The organism is uncultured Halorubrum sp. (assembly GCF_937146585.1).
Lineage (GTDB): Archaea > Halobacteriota > Halobacteria > Halobacteriales > Haloferacaceae > Halorubrum > Halorubrum miltondacostae.
On record NZ_CAKZRO010000082.1, the window covers coordinates 1 to 17,069 of the forward strand.

The 17,069-nt window shown below is 69.2% G+C and carries 18 protein-coding genes and 1 pseudogene; 10 read left to right on the forward strand and 9 right to left on the reverse strand.

Going from position 1 to position 17,069, the window contains the following annotated elements:
- The 3 genes from Q0116_RS07240 to Q0116_RS07250 form a co-directional block, all read left to right on the forward strand.
- Positions 1-883 (forward strand): J domain-containing protein (locus Q0116_RS07240; protein ID WP_297886661.1); only part of this gene is annotated, 883 nt, incomplete at its 5' end.
- A 73-nt stretch (positions 884-956) separates the two neighbouring features.
- A complete protein-coding gene (locus Q0116_RS07245; RefSeq protein ID WP_297886662.1) occupies positions 957-1,277 on the forward strand; it encodes a cupin domain-containing protein in 321 nt (106 codons plus the stop codon).
- A gap of 85 nt (positions 1,278-1,362) precedes the next feature.
- Positions 1,363-2,115: a hypothetical protein gene (locus Q0116_RS07250; RefSeq protein ID WP_297886663.1), complete on the forward strand. Its 753-nt coding sequence runs from the start codon at positions 1,363-1,365 to the stop codon at positions 2,113-2,115.
- A gap of 27 nt (positions 2,116-2,142) precedes the next feature.
- On the opposite strand, the gene Q0116_RS07255 is transcribed toward Q0116_RS07250, so the two are convergent.
- The 6 genes from Q0116_RS07255 to aglJ all read right to left on the reverse strand — a co-directional run bounded on the left by Q0116_RS07255 (position 2,143) and on the right by aglJ (position 10,014).
- Positions 2,143-3,477 (reverse strand): ABC transporter ATP-binding protein, encoded by a 1,335-nt coding sequence (locus Q0116_RS07255; protein ID WP_297886664.1) that lies wholly within the window; start codon positions 3,475-3,477, stop codon positions 2,143-2,145.
- Positions 3,470-4,534 (reverse strand): ABC transporter ATP-binding protein, encoded by a 1,065-nt coding sequence (locus tag Q0116_RS07260; RefSeq protein WP_297886665.1) that lies wholly within the window; start codon positions 4,532-4,534, stop codon positions 3,470-3,472. Before Q0116_RS07260 ends, Q0116_RS07255 begins: the two co-directional genes overlap by 8 nt.
- The gene (locus Q0116_RS07265) at positions 4,534-5,718 is read right to left on the reverse strand and encodes an ABC transporter permease (RefSeq protein ID WP_297886666.1); all 1,185 of its coding nucleotides are present in this window, start codon (positions 5,716-5,718) and stop codon (positions 4,534-4,536) included. The genes Q0116_RS07260 and Q0116_RS07265 overlap by 1 nt, the downstream gene beginning before the upstream one ends.
- A 14-nt stretch (positions 5,719-5,732) precedes the next feature.
- A complete protein-coding gene (locus Q0116_RS07270; RefSeq protein WP_297886667.1) occupies positions 5,733-6,707 on the reverse strand; it encodes an ABC transporter permease in 975 nt (324 codons plus the stop codon).
- Positions 6,708-6,749: 42 nt separating this feature from the next.
- Complete coding sequence (locus Q0116_RS07275) at positions 6,750-8,678, reverse strand: ABC transporter substrate-binding protein (protein ID WP_297886668.1); 1,929 nt, start codon at positions 8,676-8,678, stop codon at positions 6,750-6,752.
- A gap of 277 nt (positions 8,679-8,955) precedes the next feature.
- Positions 8,956-10,014 (reverse strand): S-layer glycoprotein N-glycosyltransferase AglJ, encoded by a 1,059-nt coding sequence (gene aglJ, locus Q0116_RS07280; RefSeq protein WP_297886669.1) that lies wholly within the window; start codon positions 10,012-10,014, stop codon positions 8,956-8,958.
- 105 nt (positions 10,015-10,119) lie between these two features.
- Here aglJ and Q0116_RS07285 point away from each other — a divergent pair, with 105 nt between their 5' ends.
- Positions 10,120-10,500 carry a hypothetical protein gene (locus Q0116_RS07285; protein WP_297886670.1) on the forward strand — a complete coding sequence of 127 codons (381 nt, stop codon included), beginning with the start codon at positions 10,120-10,122 and terminating at the stop codon, positions 10,498-10,500.
- Positions 10,501-10,551: 51 nt separating this feature from the next.
- Here Q0116_RS07285 and Q0116_RS07290 read toward each other — a convergent pair whose 3' ends face one another.
- On the reverse strand, positions 10,552-10,911 hold the full coding sequence (locus Q0116_RS07290) for a response regulator (protein WP_297886671.1): 360 nt from the start codon (positions 10,909-10,911) through the stop codon (positions 10,552-10,554).
- Between the two features lie 183 nt (positions 10,912-11,094).
- Here Q0116_RS07290 and Q0116_RS07295 point away from each other — a divergent pair, with 183 nt between their 5' ends.
- The 6 genes from Q0116_RS07295 (at position 11,095) to Q0116_RS07320 (ending at position 15,881) form a co-directional block, all read left to right on the forward strand.
- A complete protein-coding gene (locus tag Q0116_RS07295; protein ID WP_297886672.1) occupies positions 11,095-12,126 on the forward strand; it encodes a phosphate uptake regulator PhoU in 1,032 nt (343 codons plus the stop codon).
- A 124-nt stretch (positions 12,127-12,250) separates the two neighbouring features.
- On the forward strand, positions 12,251-12,433 hold the full coding sequence (locus tag Q0116_RS07300; RefSeq protein ID WP_297886673.1) for a hypothetical protein: 183 nt from the start codon (positions 12,251-12,253) through the stop codon (positions 12,431-12,433).
- Positions 12,434-12,580: 147 nt separating this feature from the next.
- Positions 12,581-12,808: a hypothetical protein gene (locus Q0116_RS07305; protein WP_004598402.1), complete on the forward strand. Its 228-nt coding sequence runs from the start codon at positions 12,581-12,583 to the stop codon at positions 12,806-12,808.
- A 114-nt stretch (positions 12,809-12,922) separates the two neighbouring features.
- Complete coding sequence (locus Q0116_RS07310) at positions 12,923-13,354, forward strand: SRPBCC family protein (RefSeq protein WP_006112983.1); 432 nt, start codon at positions 12,923-12,925, stop codon at positions 13,352-13,354.
- The gene (locus Q0116_RS07315) at positions 13,351-14,157 is read left to right on the forward strand and encodes a carbon-nitrogen family hydrolase (protein ID WP_297886674.1); all 807 of its coding nucleotides are present in this window, start codon (positions 13,351-13,353) and stop codon (positions 14,155-14,157) included. The genes Q0116_RS07310 and Q0116_RS07315 overlap by 4 nt, the downstream gene beginning before the upstream one ends.
- A 683-nt stretch (positions 14,158-14,840) precedes the next feature.
- Positions 14,841-15,881, forward strand: coding sequence for a presenilin family intramembrane aspartyl protease PSH (locus Q0116_RS07320; protein WP_297886675.1), 1,041 nt, complete (start codon positions 14,841-14,843; stop codon positions 15,879-15,881).
- A 367-nt stretch (positions 15,882-16,248) separates the two neighbouring features.
- Here the strand turns inward: Q0116_RS07320 and Q0116_RS07325 are convergent, their stop codons facing one another.
- Both Q0116_RS07325 and Q0116_RS07330 read right to left on the reverse strand, forming a co-directional pair.
- On the reverse strand, positions 16,249-16,758 hold the full coding sequence (locus Q0116_RS07325) for a PUA domain-containing protein (RefSeq protein ID WP_297886676.1): 510 nt from the start codon (positions 16,756-16,758) through the stop codon (positions 16,249-16,251).
- Positions 16,759-16,807: 49 nt separating this feature from the next.
- Positions 16,808-17,069, reverse strand: a pseudogene (locus tag Q0116_RS07330) (hypothetical protein); the annotation flags it as partial.

Consider the following 17,069-nt stretch of genomic DNA (forward strand, 5'->3'; position numbering starts at 1 on the left):
CGGGGCCGGCGGCGCTGGCGGCGCCGGCGGGTTCGAGGACATCTTCAACCAGTTCTTCGGCGGCGGCGGTCGCGGCCGCGGCGGTGGCGGCGGCAACCGCCCGCGGCAGGGTCGCGACCTCAAGACCGGCCTGACGATCGACCTCGAAGAGGCGTTCCACGGCGCGACCAAGGAGGTCACGCTCACGCGCCCGACCGAGTGCGACACCTGCGACGGCGCGGGCCACCCCCCGGACGCCGACGTCGAGACGTGTCCGCAGTGTAACGGGCGCGGCCAGGTCCAGCAGGTCCAGCAGACGCCGCTCGGACGCGTCCAGCAGACGTCGACCTGCCCCCGCTGCGAGGGCGAGGGCGAGCTGTACAGCGAGGACTGCGCCGACTGCGGTGGCGACGGCGTCGTCCGCGAGGAGGCGACGCTGTCGGTCGAGATCCCGGCGGGGATCCGCTCCGGGCAGAGCCTCCGCATGGAGCGCGAGGGCGCGCCGGGCGAGAACGGCGGCCCGAAGGGCGACCTGCTCATCGAGGTCGACGTCGACGTCGGCGACCGGTTCGAGCGCGACGGCGACGACCTCCGCGTCAACGAGGCCATCTCCTTCCCGCAGGCCGTCTTCGGCGACACGGTCGAGGTGGAGACGGTCGACGGCACCGTGGAGATGGACGTCCCCGCCGGCACCCAGAGCGGCGAGACGTTCCGGCTCCAGGGGAAGGGGATGCCGCGGCTCCGCCGTCGCGGCCGCGGCGACCTCTACGTCCAGGTCGCCGTCGTCGTCCCCGAGTCGCTCAACGACGAACAGCGCGAGGCGCTGGAGGCGTTCGCGGAGGCCGGCGGCGAGGACATCGACGTCGGCGGCGGCTTCTTCGAGAAGTTGAAGAGCTCCTTCTGAGCGGCGTTGGCGGGACCGCGGCTCGCCTCCCTCGCCCCGTAGCTTTTCTGTCCCCCGCGACGACGGCCGACACATGGGCTACGACACGACGGCCTACGACGACGTGGAACCGCGCGCGCCCGGGATGTTCTTCCTCCGGGAGGCGCTCGACTGCGAGCGGCTCGGCGTGACCGTCGTCGAGGCCGACGACGGCTGGGAGGGGATGGAACACGACCACGCCGACGCCGACCACGAGGAGGTGTACCTGCTGCTCCACGGCGAGGCGACGCTCACCGTCGACGGTGACGCCGTCGACCTCGCGCCCGGGGACGCGGTTCGGGTCGACCCGGGGTCCGCCCGCGACCTCGCCTTCTCGGCCGACGGCTCGAAGATGGTGATCGCCGGCGCGCCCTGACGCCGCCCCGACGCGGTCCGGTCGGGCCGCGGCGCCGCCTCCGCGACGCCGTAGCGTTAAGACGCGCGGCGCCCGAAGATCGGACATGAACCTCGTCGGCGATCTCCTCGCGCGCGACCGGCGCACCCGCGACCCGGCGCTCGTGACGCCGGACGGCCGGGAGCGGACCCACCACGACCTGATCACGAACGGCTACAAGGCGGCGAACGTGCTCCGGTACCTCGGCGTCCGGGCCGGCGCGACCGTCGCCGTCGAGCCGACGGCCGGGTTTCACACGACCCTCGCGTTCCTCGGCGCCGCCGCCGTCGGCGCCCCCGTCCGGTTCGATCCGGCGGCGGGGATCGGCGCCGGTGACCGCGTCGTCCTCGCGCCAGTCGCGACCGCCGACGCGCTCGATCCGGCCCCCGGGACGAACCTCGCCGCGTTCGGCGGCCCGCCGGACCGCCCCGACACGACGCACTGGGAGAAGGAGCTGTGGAGCGAGAACCCGGGGATGCCGCCGAGCGACGTCGCCCCCGGCGACCCCGTCGTCCGCGGCGCGGACGGGGACGTCAGCCACCGCGACCTGTGTTCGCTCGCGGCCGCCGCGGTCGAGACCGCCGACATCGGCGACGAGACGCGCGTCGTCCTCAGGGCCCCGTTCTCCGACCCCTCGGCGCTCGCCGCCGGCCTCGTCGCCCCGCTCTCCGCCGGCGGAACGGCGGTGCTCGCGGCGACCGGCGACGGGGAAGCGAAGAGCGACGACCCCCGAGGCGACGTGGCGGTCGCCCCGGCGGCCGCGACGGTGCCGGAGCCGCGGCGGCTCGACCCCGCGTCGATCGCCCCGACGGTCGAGTGACCGGCCTCGACTCCGGCCGGCGTCGGATCAGTCGTCAGCCGGGTTCGGCTCCGCGGCCGCCTGTCCCTCGTGCCGGAGACAGGCGGACTCGTGGCCGGGCGCGTGGACCGTCTGTTCGGGTTCGCGCTCGGCGCACGGCGTCGTGATCGCGTCCGACAGGACGGAGCCGGCCCGCTCCGAATCGCCCTCGATCAGGAGATCGAGCGCCTCCGAGAGCGTCCGTTCGAGTTCCGGGTCGTCGACCGTCTCGCTGATGTCGAACTCCCGGCGGATCTCCGCTCGGACCTCGGAGTCGGTCGGCTCGGTCCCGGATCCGGCGATGTTCTCTCGCACCTGTTCGACGTCGACCTCGTCGATGCCGACCTTGTCGCGGAAGTTCAACAGCCCCCGCCAGTCGTCCTGATCGATGTCGAGCCCCTCGGGCTGGATCACCTTGTGACACCGCGTGTGGAACCGGCAGCCGCTCGGCGGGTTCGTCGGGCTGGGGACGGTGCCTTTCAGCTCGATGCCGCCGACGCTGGCCCGCGGGTCCGGGGTCGGAATCGAGGACAGCAGCGCCTCGGTGTAGGGGTGTTGCGGGTCGGTGAAGATCTCCTCGACCGGCCCGATCTCGACGATCTCGCCGAGGTACATCACCGCCACGCGGTCGCAGACCTGACGGATGACGGACATGTCGTGGCTGATGAACAGCAGCGACAGCCCGAACTCCTCCTGGAGGTCGTTGATGAGCGAGAGGATCTCCGCCTGGATGGAGACGTCGAGCGCGCTCACCGGCTCGTCGGCGATGATCAGGTCCGGGTTCAACACGAGCGCCCTGGCGAGCGCGATCCGCTGCTTCTGGCCGCCGGAGAACTCGTGCGGGTACCGGTCGAAGTCGTTCGCCGAGAGCCCCACGCGCTCGAGCAGGTCCTCGACGATGGCGCGACGCCGGTGACGGTCGCTCATCCCGTGGACCTTGAGGAGCTCGCCGACCGCGTTCCCCACGGACACCCGCGGGTCGAAGCTCGAGGAGGGGTCCTGGAAGATCATCTGGGCGCCCCGTCGGAACTCCATCATCTCGTCGTCGTCGAACTCCGTCACGTCGTTGGGGTGGGTGCCGTCCGGATCGCGGGTGGCACCCTGGCGACCGTTCCCGTTGAAGATAACCTCTCCCGCCGTCGGCTCCTCCAGGTGGATGACTGAGCTCGCGGCGGTCGACTTGCCGCAGCCGGACTCGCCGACGAGCCCGAGCGTCTCGCCCTCCTCGATGTCGAAGCTGATCCCGTCGACGGCGCGGGCGGCGCCGACCTTCCGGTTGAACAGCCCCTTCCGGATCGGGTAGTGCTTCTTCAGGTCGCGCACGGACAGCAGCGTATCAGTCATCTGCGGGACCCACCTCGCTGTCGCCGTCGACCGTCCCGGTGTCGTCGCCGGGACCGAGCCCCTCGCTGCGGACTATCGAGGGGTTGCCGCCCGGTCCGTAGTGGACGCAGGAGACCTCCTGACCCGGCGCGACCTCTATCTCCTCCGGCTGCTCGCCGGTGCGGCACGCCTCCTCGGCGTACTCGCAGCGGGGCGCGAACCGGCAGCCGTCCGGCGGGTCGTGCGGGTCGGGGAGCGTCCCCGGTATCCCGCCGCCCGTGCCGCCGAACTCCGGGAGACACTCCAACAGCTGCTGGGTGTACGGGTGTCCCGGGTGGTCGAAGATGTCGAGGACGTCGCCCCGCTCCATCACCTTCCCGGCGTACATCACGACGATGCGGTCGGCGATCTCCGCGACGACGCCGAGGTCGTGCGTGACGAACAGGACCCCCATCTCGAACTCCTCTTGGAGGTCGTCGAGGAGGCGCAGGATCTGCGCCTGAACCGTCACGTCGAGCGCGGTCGTCGGCTCGTCGGCGATGAGCAGGTCGGGGTCGCCGACGAGCGCCATCGCGATCATCACGCGCTGTTTCTGCCCGCCGGAGAACTCGTGCGGATAGTCGTCGAACCGCGAACTGGCGTTCGCGATCCCGACGCGGTCCATCAGGTCCACCGCCTTCGCGCGGGCCTCGTCGTCGGAGACGTCCTGGTGGATCTGGAGCGCCTCGGTGATCTGCCACCCAACGGTGTAGCAGTGGTTCATCGCCTCCTGCGGGTTCTGGAAGATGTGCGCGATCTCGTTGCCCCGGATCTGCCGGAGCTCCGACTCGGGCAGCGACAGTAGGTCGCGGCCCTTGTACCGGACGGTCCCCTCGATCTCCCCCGGCGGCGTGTTGATGATCTTGGTGATCGATTCCGTCGCGACCGTCTTGCCGGAGCCCGACTCGCCGACGATACAGACGGTCTCGCCGGTGTTGACGCTAAAGTCGACCCCGTCGACGGCGGTGAGGGTTCCGTTGTCGGTGCTGAACTTCGTCGTGAGGTTCTCGACCTCGAGTAGTGGTTGGTCGTCGGCCATTATTCGCTCTCAGCCTCCGCTTCTGGGTTCAGCGCGTCCAACAGCGCGTCGCCGAGGAAGTTGAACGCGAGGATGGTGAAGAACAGCACGATACCGGGCGCGAGCACGATCCACGGGGCGAACGAGAGGTCGCTCCGGCCCGCGGAGATGAGCTGCCCCCACGAGGGGACCGCCGAGTCGCCGATCCCGAGGAAGGCGAGCTGCGCCTCGGCGAGCAGGAAGCCGGGGATGAGCAGCGTGAGCTGCGTGATGATACTGCTCGCCGCGTTCGGCACGACGTGCCCCCGGATCACCTGGTACGTGCTCGCGCCGCTGATGCGGCTCGCCTTGATGAACTCCTCCTCGGATATCGACAGCGACTTGCTCCGGATGTAGCGCGCGGTCCCGCCCCAGGCGAACAGCGAGAACACGACGATGAACATCCCGAGCCCCGCGCCGTAGATGTACAGGATGAGCAGGAACATCAGGAACGTCGGGAACGAGAGGATGATGTCGACGAACCGCATCATGATCTCGTCGATCCATCCGCCCGCGTACGCGCTCAGCGTCCCGAACGAGATCCCGATCGTGGCGACGATGGTCGTCGTGATGAACGCGATCTGCATGCTGATCGTCATGCCGTAGACGATCATCGTGAACACGTCTTTCCCGCCCTGCGTGGTCCCGAGCGGGTGCTGCCACGTGCCGAAACACCGCCCGTTCACGACGTCGCCGACGCAGGTCGCCGGCGTCGTGTCGACGACGGAGGTGAACACCGGCGGCTGGTAGCCGATGAGCAGTTGCTGCTGTGGCGGGTCCATGATCAGCGGCCCGACGAGCCCGCCGACGAACACGATGCCGAGCCAACCGAGGCTGACGACGGCCGGTCGGTTCCGCTTGAACTCCTTCCAGTAGTACCGCGTCATCCGCGGGTTCTGGTACAGCGGCAAGGCGAGGTACCAGAAGGCCAAAAGCAGCGTGAAGATGAAGAAGAAGTCGAGGCTCTCCAAGTTCTGCTCGAGGCCGATGAACTCGAAGGTCGCGGTGCGCGGCCCGGTGAACGCCGTGCTGTACACGCCGAGCAGCGTGAGCGGGAGGGCGGTCAGCAGCATCCCGATCGAGTTGATCGAGAGATCGAACCGTCCCGACCGCGAGAGGTCGTTCCAGTCGACTTTGTCGAACCGTTCGGACTCTTCAGTTGCCATTGTTCTCGGTTATGTTACCTGTCATCGTAGCTGATCCGCGGGTCGAGTACGGTGAACACGAGGTCCTCGATGAGGTTCCCGATGACGGCGACGAACGTGAAGAACAGCGTCGTCCCCAACACGAGGTTCGTGTCCTGTGCGAGCAGCGCCTCGTATGTCAGCCGTCCGAGCCCCGGGATCGAGAACACGACCTCGACGAGCAGCGACGCGCCGAGGAACAGCGCGAGGAGCTGCCCGACGAGCGTCGTCGAGAGCGGGACGAGCGTCGGCCGCATGACGTGGTACGCGTACGCGCGGAGGGGTGAGACCCCCTTCGCTTTCGCGGTCTTCATGAAGTCGGCGTTCTGGAACTCCGCGGACTCGTTCCGCGAGACGCGCATCACCGCGCCGATCGACCCGGTGACCAACACGAACACCGGGATCGCCAACTGGATCGCGTTCTGTACGCTGAACACCGGGACGCCCGTCTTGTATGTGATCGGGATCCACTCCAGCCACACGCCGAAGATCAGCAGCAGGATGATCCCGAAGAAGAAGTTCGGGATGGCGTAGCCGAAGAACGCGAACCCGGTGGCCGCGTGGTCCTTCCAGCTGTACATGTTCGCGGCCGAGTAGACGCCGACGAGCGGCCCCAAGATGACCGTGAGGATCGTCCAGGGGATCGAGTACTGCGCGGTGTAGTACAGCGCCTGCGTGACGGCTTCCATCACCGGCTGACTGCGGCTCACGGACCAGCCCCACTCGAGCGTGTACACGTTCCGGATGAAGTCGAAGTACCGGACGTAGAGCGGTTGGTTCAGGCCCCGCAGTTCCCGCGCCCGCTCGGCGGCCTCCGCCGGGTCGCCCCCTTGGAGCGCCGCCTGCGTCGCCGCCCGCTGGACGGCCGGGTTCGGCGCGGCCGAGAGCAGCAGGAACGTGACCGTAACGATGATGAGCGATACAACTGCTGCCCAGAGAACCCGAGCGGTGACGTACCTTCCAAATCCCATGTGAGGTCTATAACGGTGAGGGGGAAACGGGGTGGTTCGGGGTTATCCGTCCGTCTCGGGGTAGAACTCGGACCAGCGGGGCTGCCAGGTGAAGTGCGGCGAGGCGAGCCCGCGGTAGACCCCGTCGATGAGGTCCTGCTTGCTGATCGCCGCCGCCATCGCCTGCCGGAACGGGACCAGCTGGAAGAGGTTCCCCGGACCGGCGTTCCATCCGTTCGCGCGGTGGTTCACGGAGATGATCGTGTTGTACGGCGTGGGGACCTGCCGGACGGTGACGTTGTCGTCCTGGTTGTACGACTCGTACTGTTCCGGCGGAATCGCCGCCGAGTCCGCCTCGCCGGTCTCCAAGGCACCGAGACGGGACGCCTGCTCCTTGACGACGCTGACGGAGGCCTCCTCGAACAGCGGCCCCTCGGAGAACAGGTCGGGCCCCTCGTCGATGTCACGGAGGTAGTACTCGTCGTTGCGGACGTACTCGGTGCCCGAGCCGCGGTTCCACTCGGTGAGCTCGAACGCGCCGAGGTTCCCGGTGAACTGGAGTTCGAGCAGCTCCTCGTCCTGCTGGAGCCCCTCGACGTCCTCCTCCTCGACGTACGGCTGGACGAGGTCCTTCGGGATCGGGTACAGGAGCGGGTCGTACGTCTTGGGCCACAGGATGTTCGACGACTCCAGCGTCGCCTCGAACTGGAACTCGCCGGTCTGCTCGACCTCCACGCCGTCCCAGCTGCTGGACGCGGCGGTGGGTGCCCAGTCGGCCTGGTGGAGCTCCTGAATGAGGTAGACGAAGTCCTCGGCGGTGACCTGCCCGTACGGCTCGCTGAACTGGAGGTTCTCCCGCACGTCGAACGTCCACACCTCGCCGTCCTCGGTGGACATGTCGTACAGCAGCGGGAAGTAGTCCTGGTTCTCGTCGAACGTGTACCCCTGATCGAGCGCGCGGGCGATCGCGTTGCCGGCGCCGTTCTCGGTGTTGAACAGGGGGTTGAGGGTGGTGAACCGCGCCGAGGTGACCGTGTCGTAGGAACCGCTCACGGTCGGCTCGCCCTCGTACCACGCGGGGAGGTCCCAACCGTTCGAGAAGTTCTCGATCGGCCCCTCGAGGTCGGGGTTGTAGCCGACGATGTCGTCGCTGAACAGCAGCGTGATGTACGGCTGCTCGTACGCGAGGTTCTCGAAGATCTCGACGAACGCCTCGCGGAGCTCGTCGGTGCTCGTCGCCTGCCGCGCCTCAGAGAACAGCTCCTGGGCGTTGAACTGCGGGTAGTAGCCGACCGGGTTGTAGAACGGGGTCGCGCCGTCGAAGAACACCTCGTTCGTGAGCGGGTTGAGCGGGTAGGTGTTCAGCCCGAACACGATCGACATGTCCCACGGCTCGTTGCTCGTGACCGACTGCGGCCCGGGGTTCTGCGGGGTCGGGTTCTCCCAGGTGACCTCCTCGCCGTTGACGGTGTCGGTCCCGCCCTCGGGCTCGGCGGTCCAGTACTCGTTGTTGAACCGCGTCCCGTCGATGGCCTCGACGGTGACGTTGATACCGAGGTTCTGGCCGAGCTCCTGCGCGATGAACTCGGCGGTCAGCTGCGAGGTCTCCTGCCCCGCGCTGTGGTAAATGTTGAGCTCGACCTGGTCGCCCTCCGGGGTGACCATCGTGTCCCCGTCGAAGCTGTAGTCGTGCTCAGACTGTTCGAACGCGCGTTCCGCCAAGGTGTGCGCGACGTCTCGGCCGTAGAGCGGGTCGACCCCGAACTTCGGGAAGTCGGAGAGCTCGAGGCTTTCGCCGTCGCCGCCGTCGGACCCGTCGGACCCGTCGCCGCCGTCCATCCCGTCCGATCCGTCGCCGCCATCGCTCCCGTCGCCGCCGTTTCCGGAACAACCGGCGAGCGTTACTGCGCCGGCGAGGCCGAGCGCGGAGAGCCATTGTCGCCGGCCAACGTGCCGGGAATCATCACGATCCTCAATGCTTCGGCGTGGCATACCATGTACTACGAGTGGGTGTATAAAAAACTTCAGACTTCGGGACAGTTGTCGGGGACGATCATCTTACATCCGTGTTGATAATCGGCGCATTCGAGGAAGAAAACCGGTCCCCCGCGATAGACTTCATCGTGTATCGGAGAATTTGATACGGATAGTGTGGCGGAATTTAACTCGTTCACCTACCAACGTCGCATGCCGGTAGTCGATGCTTATCGGGGTGGCCTCCGGAGTCAGCGGTGCGGTACAGCCGTTCGCGGCCGGTCGCGCCGGCGTTTCAGTCGCCGCGGCCGTCCCCACCACCGACGTCGTCGGGTTCCGAGCCGGAGGTCTGCGTCGTGCGGCCTGACCCGACGGTCCCGTCGGTTTCGACCCTCACGCCGTCGCCGTCGGCGGCCGCCGACGCCTCGGTCGCTCCGTCGCTGAGCGCCCGCTCGTACCGCGCGATCTGCTCGCGGTGAAGGGAGTGGATCATGTCGGCGAGGACCCCGAACACGAGCAGTTGGATCCCGAGGATCGTCGCGCCGACCGCGCCGACGGCGATGACATTGTGGCTGATGCCGAACGCGAGGTACCGGTACAGCACGAACGCTCCCATCGCGAGCCCCGCGACGGTCGACGCCACGCCGACGCTCCCGAAGTAGAACAGCGGGTTGTTCGTCTTCGCCTTGCGGTACAGCTCTAAGAAGATCACTCCGCCGTCGCGGATCGGGTGGAGGTTCGTCGCGGAGCCGCCGGGGCGCTCCCGGTACGTGATCGGGACCACGGCGACCGAGACGCGGTTCTTCACGCACTCGACGGCCATCTCGGTCTCGATGCCGAAGCCGTCGGCGGTGAGGTGGAGCCTGAGAAACGACTCGCGGGTGAACGCGCGGTATCCCGAGAGGATGTCCCGGTAGCTCTCGCGGTGGATCGCCCGGAACGCGAGGTTGATGATCCGGTTCCCGATCCGGTTGAGCCGCGTCATCGCCCCCGGGCGCATGTCCGCGAAGCGGTTCCCGATCACGTGGTCGGCCTCGCCGGCGAGGAGCGGGTCGAGCATCGCCGTCGCGTCCGCGGCGTCGTAGGTGGCGTCGGCGTCCGCCATCAGCACGTACGGCGCGTCGACGTGGTCCCGCACCGCCTCCCTGACCGCCTGTCCCTTGCCGCGGCCCGACTGCTCCGCGACGCGGGCGCCGGCCTCCCGGGCGATCGACCGCGTGTCGTCCGTCGACCCCCCGTCGATCACGAGCACGTTCTCGAACCCGACGTCTCGGAAGTCGGCGACGACGCGTGCGACCGTCTCGGCCTCGTTCATCGTCGGCAGCAGGACGCAGACGTCGTCGTGGTCGCTCATCAGGCGAGCGATCACGGGGCAGTCGGTAAACTCTGTCCCTCCCGGCCCGTCGGGCGGCGCGCGGCCACCCACACGCTCATGTATGTGAGCATTGATCGTGGGTGTATGTCTCATCCACTCGCCGAACGCACCGACGAGCTGCTGAGCGCCGCCCGCACGGCGACGGGCGACGAACTGCGGAGTCTCACCTACTTCACGCGGGAGACCGTCGAACAGCTCTACCTCCGGAGCGACCTGAACCGCACCGCCGACCTGATCGGCTTCGCGGAGAACGAGCGGCAGGGGTTCCACGCGCAGTCGATGTACGCGGACACCCAGCTCGGCGACTACCAGTTCACGGTCCGCGTGTTCGAGAACGGCTACCTCACGCGGGTGATCGCGAACGACCACGGCGTCTGGGTGACCACCGACTCGATGGAGATCGACCGGTTCGAGGAGCTGGCGAGCGCGCTCGCGGTGATCCTCCGGTCGTTCGACCCGTCCTGACGCCGCCGCTCGTCGGACCTTCGGTCGCTTCCCGACCCGCTCCGGGCGGCGTTACCCGAGGTGGCTCTCGAACTCGCCGACCAGCTCCGCGGCGTCGACGGGCTTCGTCACGTAGCCGTCCGCGCCCGCCTTCACCGCCTCCATCATCTTCTCCTGCTGGTCGACGCTCGTACACATCACGATCACCGCGTCGGGCCAGCGGTCCTTGATCGCGGCGGTCGCCTCGATCCCCGTCATCTCCGGCATCACGACGTCCATCGACACCGCGTCCGGCTCGTACGCCTCGAAGAGTTCGACCGCCTCTGCGCCGTTCTCCGCCTCGTCGACGACCTCGAACCGCTCCGCCAGCGCGTCCCGGACGACGGTCCGCTGGAAGGAAGAGTCGTCGACGACGAGTACCCGCTCGGTCATACCAGTTATCCCCGCCTGACCGACATAAGCGCGCGGATCGCTCGGCGGGACTCGGGGAGAGCGCGACCGGTCCGGCCCCGGCTGGCGGGTGACGCCGCCGCGGCGGGTATCCCTTGTATATTCGAGAAAGCGTATAATGAACATGGGAATAAGGTTAAGGTGTATCCCGCGATACGGTCGCGTATGGAAACGCGGAAGGTCCAACGGTTGGGGCCGTCGACGCTGGCGATGACGCTCCCGGCCGAGTGGGCGCAGGAACACGGCGTGAACAAGGGCGACGAGGTATCGCTACGCATGGGCGGGAAGGGGACGCTCACGGTGCTCCCCGAGTCGGTGAGCACCGAGGAATCCGAGGCCGTCATCAACGCGGACGGGCTCGACGCCAGGTCGCTGGAGCGGGCCATCGTCGCGCAGTACGTGCTCGGGCGGCGCGTCATCCACGTCCAGAGCGAGGGCACGCTCGACAGCGAACACATCAACGCGGTGTACAAGGCGGAGACCCAGCTGATGGGGCTCGGCGTCATCGAGGAGACGCCGGAGGACATCTCCATCCGCTGCTCGGTCGACCCCGAGGACTTCACCCTCGACAACCTCCTCGAGCGGCTGGAGAACACCGGCTCGACGATGCGCGGCGAGGCGGTGAAGGCGCTCGCGCACGGCAACCCCGACCTCGCGCAGCGCGCGCTCAACCGCGAGCGGCAGGCGAACAAGATCTTCGTCCTCCTGCTCCGGCTCATCTTCACCGCCTACCAGAACCCGAACCTCGCCCGCGCGGTGGGTCTCGAGGAGGGGTTCCCGCTCATCGGCTACCGCTCCGTGGCGAAGAACCTCGAACTCACCGCGGACAACGCCGAGGACATCGCCGAGATCGTGATGGAGGCCGACGGCCACACCCTCAACGTCGACAGCGCGACGATGCGGCAGATCCGCGAGTTCACCGACCAGGTGGACGACCTGACCGCGCTCGCGGTGCGGGCCGTCGTCGAGCGCGACTACGACCTCACCGTCGAGTGCCGCGACCTGTTCTCGCGGCTGGAGGACCGCGAACAGGAGATCCTCGACGAGCTGCCGAACGACCTCGACAACGAGACGCTGCTCATGACCCGCGAAGTGCTCGTCAGTCTCCAGCACACCGCGGAGTACGCCATGCGGAACGCCGAGATCGCGGCGAACCTCGCGCTCAACGAGGAGTCGGAGCACGTCGAGATCATCTAATCCGCCGGTTCAGGGCCTCCAGAGCCCGTGCGTCGTCGTCGGAGTACGTGGGTCCTCCGGTTTCCGGCGTCGGTCGCGTCGCGCGGTTCGCATGAACTAAGTGGTCCCCCGCGAAGCGACTCGTATGAGCGAGGGTTCCATCGAATCGGACAAGGAGGTCGGCGTCGCGCTCGCGCTCGGCGCCATCGCGGTCGTCGGGGCCGTTGTGATGTTCGCGTACCCGGGACAGCTCGGGAAGGCGTGGGGGTTCGCGGGCGCGTTCGTCTTCGCGATGCTCGCGGTCGGCGCGGTTCAGCTGTTCGACTGATCGCGCCCGTCGACGCACCGGCGGACCGTTCTCCCGGACGCACCGCGGCGCTTCGCCCGTCGCGCTCGGCCCGCGTCCCGACGCTCTCCGGCCGACGAGCCCCGCGGACGAGAAACCGTTAAGAACGTCAGACGCGTATGTACGATAATGAGCGAGTACACCGAGGAGGAACAGCGGATCCTCGCGTACCTCACGGACAGCGTCACCCGTGGCGAGCGGTACGTTCGCTCGAAGACGATCGCCGACGCGATCGGTCTCACCGCGAAGCAGGTGGGGTCGCGCCTCCCGCGCCTCGCCGAGAAGTCCGACGACGTCGACATCGAGAAGTGGGGCCGCGCCAAGTCGACGACGTGGCGCGTGACTCCGGACGGGTGAGGCTCGGACGCGCGACCGGCGCGTCGTCCCGCGAGTAGCCTCGCCTCGGCGCGTTCCCCGCCCCCGATACCGTCGACGCGCATTTTTAACCCCCGTAGCCCCAAACGGGAACGTATGACCGTTCGAGTCTCCCGGACGTTCGAGTTCGACGCGCCGCCGGCCGACGTGTGGGCGTTCATCTCGGACGCGGAGCAGCGCGCGGGCGCCATCAGCGTCGTCGACTCCTTCGACGTTCACGACGACGGGACCGCGACCTGGCACGTCGCGCTCCCGATACCGATGATCCGCTCCACGATCGACGTCGAGACGGAGGAGGTCGCGCGCGACCCGCCGAACCGAGTGAAGTTCGTCGGGAAGTCGCGGGCGTTCCGCGTGACCGGCGAACACGAGATCACCGAGACCGACGACGGCGGCTGCCGGCTCGCCAACGAGTTCGTCGTCGACGGGAAGCTCCCCGGCGTCGAGTCGTTCTTCAAGCGGAACTTCGACGCCGAACTCGACAACCTGGAGGCGGCGCTCCGCGCCTCGCTGGCCTCGCCGGCATGAGGGTCGCGGGGGTCCAACTGGCGGTCGAGGGCGGCGCCGTCGCGGCGAACGTCGAGCGGGCGCTCGACCGCGTCCGGGAGGCCGCCGCCGACGGGGCCGACCTCGTCGTCCTCCCCGAGCTGTTCGACGTCGGGTACTTCGCGTTCGACGCGTACGGCCGCGCCGCGGAGAGCCTCGCCGGCGAGCGCCTCGGTCGGTTCGCCGCCGCGGCCGACGAGCACGACGTGGCCGTCCTCGCCGGGACGGTCGTCGAGGACCTGTCGGCGTCGGCCGCCGACGGTCTCGACACCCCGGCCGACGCCGGCCTCGCGAACGCCGCGGTGCTGTTCGACGCCGACGGCGAGCGCCGGCTCGTCTACCGGAAGCGGCACCTGTTCGGGTACGGCTCCGAGGAGACGGAGCGGATGGTCCCGGGCGAGCGGACGCCGGTCGTCGACCTCGCGGGCGTCACGGTCGGCGTGACCACCTGTTACGACCTCCGGTTCCCGGAGCAGTTCCGCGCGATGGCCGACGCGGGCGTCGAGTGTGTGCTCGTGCCGAGCGCGTGGCCGTACCCCCGCGTCGAGCACTGGCGGACGCTCGGTCGCGCGCGGGCCATCGAGAACCTCGCGTACGTCGTCGCCGTCAACGGGAGCGGCCGGTTCGGCGACGACGCCCTCTGCGGGCGGAGCGCGACCTACGACCCGTGGGGAACGACGCTCGCGTCGGTCGGCGACGAGCCCGGGGTCGTCACCGCGACGGTGGACCCCGAGCGGGTCGCCGCGGTCCGCGAGCAGTTCCCCGCGCTCCGCGACCGCCGGTAACGGCGTTCACCGACGGGAGAGTGCGGGACGGTTCACGGTGGCAGAAACGCCCGCGACGGATCCGGATCTAACATATTTATACGCCTGAAGGACGTATTCATGCTTGCCGAAGACCGACGCTTTTCTCGTTGGAATTCGGCGCTAATCGATCCGCGCGCCCGTCCCGACCACCCGGGCGGCGACGCCGACGACAGCCTGGGGGTCCGCTGTCCGGCAACCGCCGCCCGCCGCCTCTCGCCGCCGCCGCCTCGCCTTTCGCCCACCTCCTCGCTCCCACCCTTTCGTTCGCGTTCGGCCTCGACTCCTCCAGCGCTCAGCGAGGGCACCGACACGTGCGGGTTTCACCGCCGAGACCCGGCGTAGACTCGGTGACGACGCGAGGCGGACGCTCCCCGCCCGATCCAAATATCTGTGCTGATAACTCGGTCGGTAGGTTCTTACGTCGCTCGCGGAAGTGAGTAAACGCCGCGGACGAATCCGGTCGGCCCCATCCCGTCTCGGGCGGGCCCGCCGGCACTCGCTTCCACCGTCCGTCGTCCGTCGGCCTGGGTTCGGGCCCACCCGCTCCCACACCGAGCCCGAACCCGTTTCTGTTCGTCTCACCTCGAGAGCGACGCCCATCGTCGGCGCCGACCGGCGCGAAGCGCAAGGACGAAACCCCCGGCCGTCGAACCCGCGGTCGAATGTTCCCCCGCGAGTATCGCGGCGTCGCCTTCGTCGTCGGGCTGTTCGTGATCGTCCAAGTGGGCGCGCTGGCGCTGGTTCCCGAGTTCGCCGCGAGCGGGTACCAGGCCGTCGAGAACCCCGACAACCCCGCAAACAGCGTGCTGTACGTCGTCGCCATCGTCGCGATGACCGGGCTGATGCTCGCGGCGTTCCGGTACGACTTCGACGGCGCGATACGCCTGCTGATCGTCGGCGTGTCGGCGTGGCTCTCTTGGTACGTCTTCTCTGCCGTCGTCCCGCCGCTCGCCGCCGCCGTCCCCGCGGTCGCGGTCGCGGTCGGCCTGCTGGTCCACCCCGAGTGGTACGTGATCGACACCGCCGGGGTGTTGATGGGCGCGGGCGCGGCCGGGCTGTTCGGCATCTCGTTCGGCCTCCTGCCCGCACTGATCCTCCTCGCCGTCCTCGCCGTCTACGACGCCGTCTCCGTCTACGGCACCGAGCACATGCTGTCGCTCGCGGAGGGCGTAATGGACCTGAACATCCCCGTCGTGTTGGTGATCCCGCTGTCGCTGTCGTACTCGCTGCTCGACGGGGAGTCCGCGAGCGACGAGGCCGCGGACGTCGGCGCGGACGCGGAAGTCGAGGGGGACGCGAACGCCGACGAGGAAGTGGCAGCCGATACGGATGCGAACGCGGAGGTTGACGACGCGGCCGACGCTGAGGGCGAGGGGCTCGAGTCCCCCGAGCCGGGCGACCGCGACGCCTTCTTCATCGGGCTCGGCGACGCCGTCATCCCGACGGTGCTGATCGCGAGCGCGGCGACGTTCTCGCCGGCCGCCGACCTCTCCGTCCCGCTCGTCGGCGTCAACCTCCCCGCGCTGCTCGCGATGGTCGGGACCCTCGGCGGGCTGCTCGTGCTCATGCGGTGGGTGATCCGGGGCCGGGCGCACGCGGGGCTCCCGCTGTTGAACGGCGGGGCGATCGGCGGCTACCTGATCGGTTCGGTCGTCGCCGGCGTCCCGCTCCTCGAGGCGCTGGGGCTCGCGACGTTCTTCTAGGTCGGCTCGGGCGCGGTGGTTCGATCCGTTACCGAGCCCGCCGCGGGCTCGATTTCCCGACCGAACGGTGACTCTGCCGATGACTAAGCGGTCGACACGAACACTCCCGAAGCCCCAGCCGCGGGGACTCGCGCGACTCGCTGCGCTCCTCGGTCGCTCGTTTCACTCGCTCCCTGCGGTGCTTGCGTCGTCGTGCGTCGTCCCCGCGGCTGCCCCTTCGAGTCCCGCCCCGCGCCGCACAGCCCCGCGCCTCACGCCTCCCCAGCCTCGCGGTTCGCGCTCTTCGAGCGCTCACCGCTCCCTCGCGCGTGCGACTCGCGGCCGCCGATGGCGGCCGCTCGCAGGCACGCGCCATCGAAAAAGTTCGTCAGTCGTCGTCCGCGGGGTTCCCGTCGCGAGTCTTCACCGCGACGCCGGACCCGAGCGCCTCGGCCTCCGCGCCGGAGAGCTCGGCGCGCCCCACGCCGAATATCTCGTCCGACCCGTCGACCACCAGCACCTCGTCGCCGGGGCGGATCCCGTCGTCGGCCGCGGTGACGAACTTCGCGAACGCGTTGCGCCCCTCGCGCACGAACGGCTCGCTCTCCTCGCCGACGACCACCCGGTGTCGCGGGGCCGCGAACGCCTCGTGGACCCGTCGGCCGCCCGCGAGTCCGAGCGTGAACCGCCCGTCGGTGCCGTACGAGACGAGGCGGTCGCCCTCGCTGCTTCCGGGGGTGTCGTCGACGTCGCCGTCGATCACCTGGCGCGGGCGGCCGCCGCTCGACCGCCGCACCGTGAGCGGGTCGGCCGGCGGGAACAGCGCCGCCCCCGCGCCGGCACCGAACTGGTAGTCGGCGGCGGTCCGCAGGTCCGCGAGCGTCTCGGCGTCGGTCATACCGGCGGTTCCGACCGCGCGCGGAAAGCGATTGCGACACCGACCGGAGTCAGCCGACCGACGGGTAGGCGGCGTCGACCCCGCCCTCGTCGGCGCGCCAGCGATCGGCGACCGCCCGATACGCGGCCGGGTCCGCCGCCGACTCGGCCGCGACCGGTTCCGGCGGCGACTCGCGCAGCGCCGCGGCCAGCGCGTCGCGGTCGATCGGGGCGGTCGAGTCGGACTCCTCGCCGAGCAGGTCGGCGAGGCGATCGGCCGCGGCGACGATCGCCCGCGCGTCCTCGGCCCGCCGGCCCATATCGAGGGCCGCG

Coding starts and splice junctions, on each gene's coding strand:
- Q0116_RS07245 (WP_297886662.1), top strand. CDS start 957: ATGGGCTACGACACGACGGCCTACGACGACGTGGAACCGCGCGCGCCC.
- Q0116_RS07250 (WP_297886663.1), top strand. CDS start 1,363: ATGAACCTCGTCGGCGATCTCCTCGCGCGCGACCGGCGCACCCGCGAC.
- Q0116_RS07255 (WP_297886664.1), bottom strand. CDS start 3,477: ATGACTGATACGCTGCTGTCCGTGCGCGACCTGAAGAAGCACTACCCG.
- Q0116_RS07260 (WP_297886665.1), bottom strand. CDS start 4,534: ATGGCCGACGACCAACCACTACTCGAGGTCGAGAACCTCACGACGAAG.
- Q0116_RS07265 (WP_297886666.1), bottom strand. CDS start 5,718: ATGGCAACTGAAGAGTCCGAACGGTTCGACAAAGTCGACTGGAACGAC.
- Q0116_RS07270 (WP_297886667.1), bottom strand. CDS start 6,707: ATGGGATTTGGAAGGTACGTCACCGCTCGGGTTCTCTGGGCAGCAGTT.
- Q0116_RS07275 (WP_297886668.1), bottom strand. CDS start 8,678: ATGCCACGCCGAAGCATTGAGGATCGTGATGATTCCCGGCACGTTGGC.
- aglJ (WP_297886669.1), bottom strand. CDS start 10,014: ATGAGCGACCACGACGACGTCTGCGTCCTGCTGCCGACGATGAACGAG.
- Q0116_RS07285 (WP_297886670.1), top strand. CDS start 10,120: ATGTCTCATCCACTCGCCGAACGCACCGACGAGCTGCTGAGCGCCGCC.
- Q0116_RS07290 (WP_297886671.1), bottom strand. CDS start 10,911: ATGACCGAGCGGGTACTCGTCGTCGACGACTCTTCCTTCCAGCGGACC.
- Q0116_RS07295 (WP_297886672.1), top strand. CDS start 11,095: ATGGAAACGCGGAAGGTCCAACGGTTGGGGCCGTCGACGCTGGCGATG.
- Q0116_RS07300 (WP_297886673.1), top strand. CDS start 12,251: ATGAGCGAGGGTTCCATCGAATCGGACAAGGAGGTCGGCGTCGCGCTC.
- Q0116_RS07305 (WP_004598402.1), top strand. CDS start 12,581: ATGAGCGAGTACACCGAGGAGGAACAGCGGATCCTCGCGTACCTCACG.
- Q0116_RS07310 (WP_006112983.1), top strand. CDS start 12,923: ATGACCGTTCGAGTCTCCCGGACGTTCGAGTTCGACGCGCCGCCGGCC.
- Q0116_RS07315 (WP_297886674.1), top strand. CDS start 13,351: ATGAGGGTCGCGGGGGTCCAACTGGCGGTCGAGGGCGGCGCCGTCGCG.
- Q0116_RS07320 (WP_297886675.1), top strand. CDS start 14,841: ATGTTCCCCCGCGAGTATCGCGGCGTCGCCTTCGTCGTCGGGCTGTTC.
- Q0116_RS07325 (WP_297886676.1), bottom strand. CDS start 16,758: ATGACCGACGCCGAGACGCTCGCGGACCTGCGGACCGCCGCCGACTAC.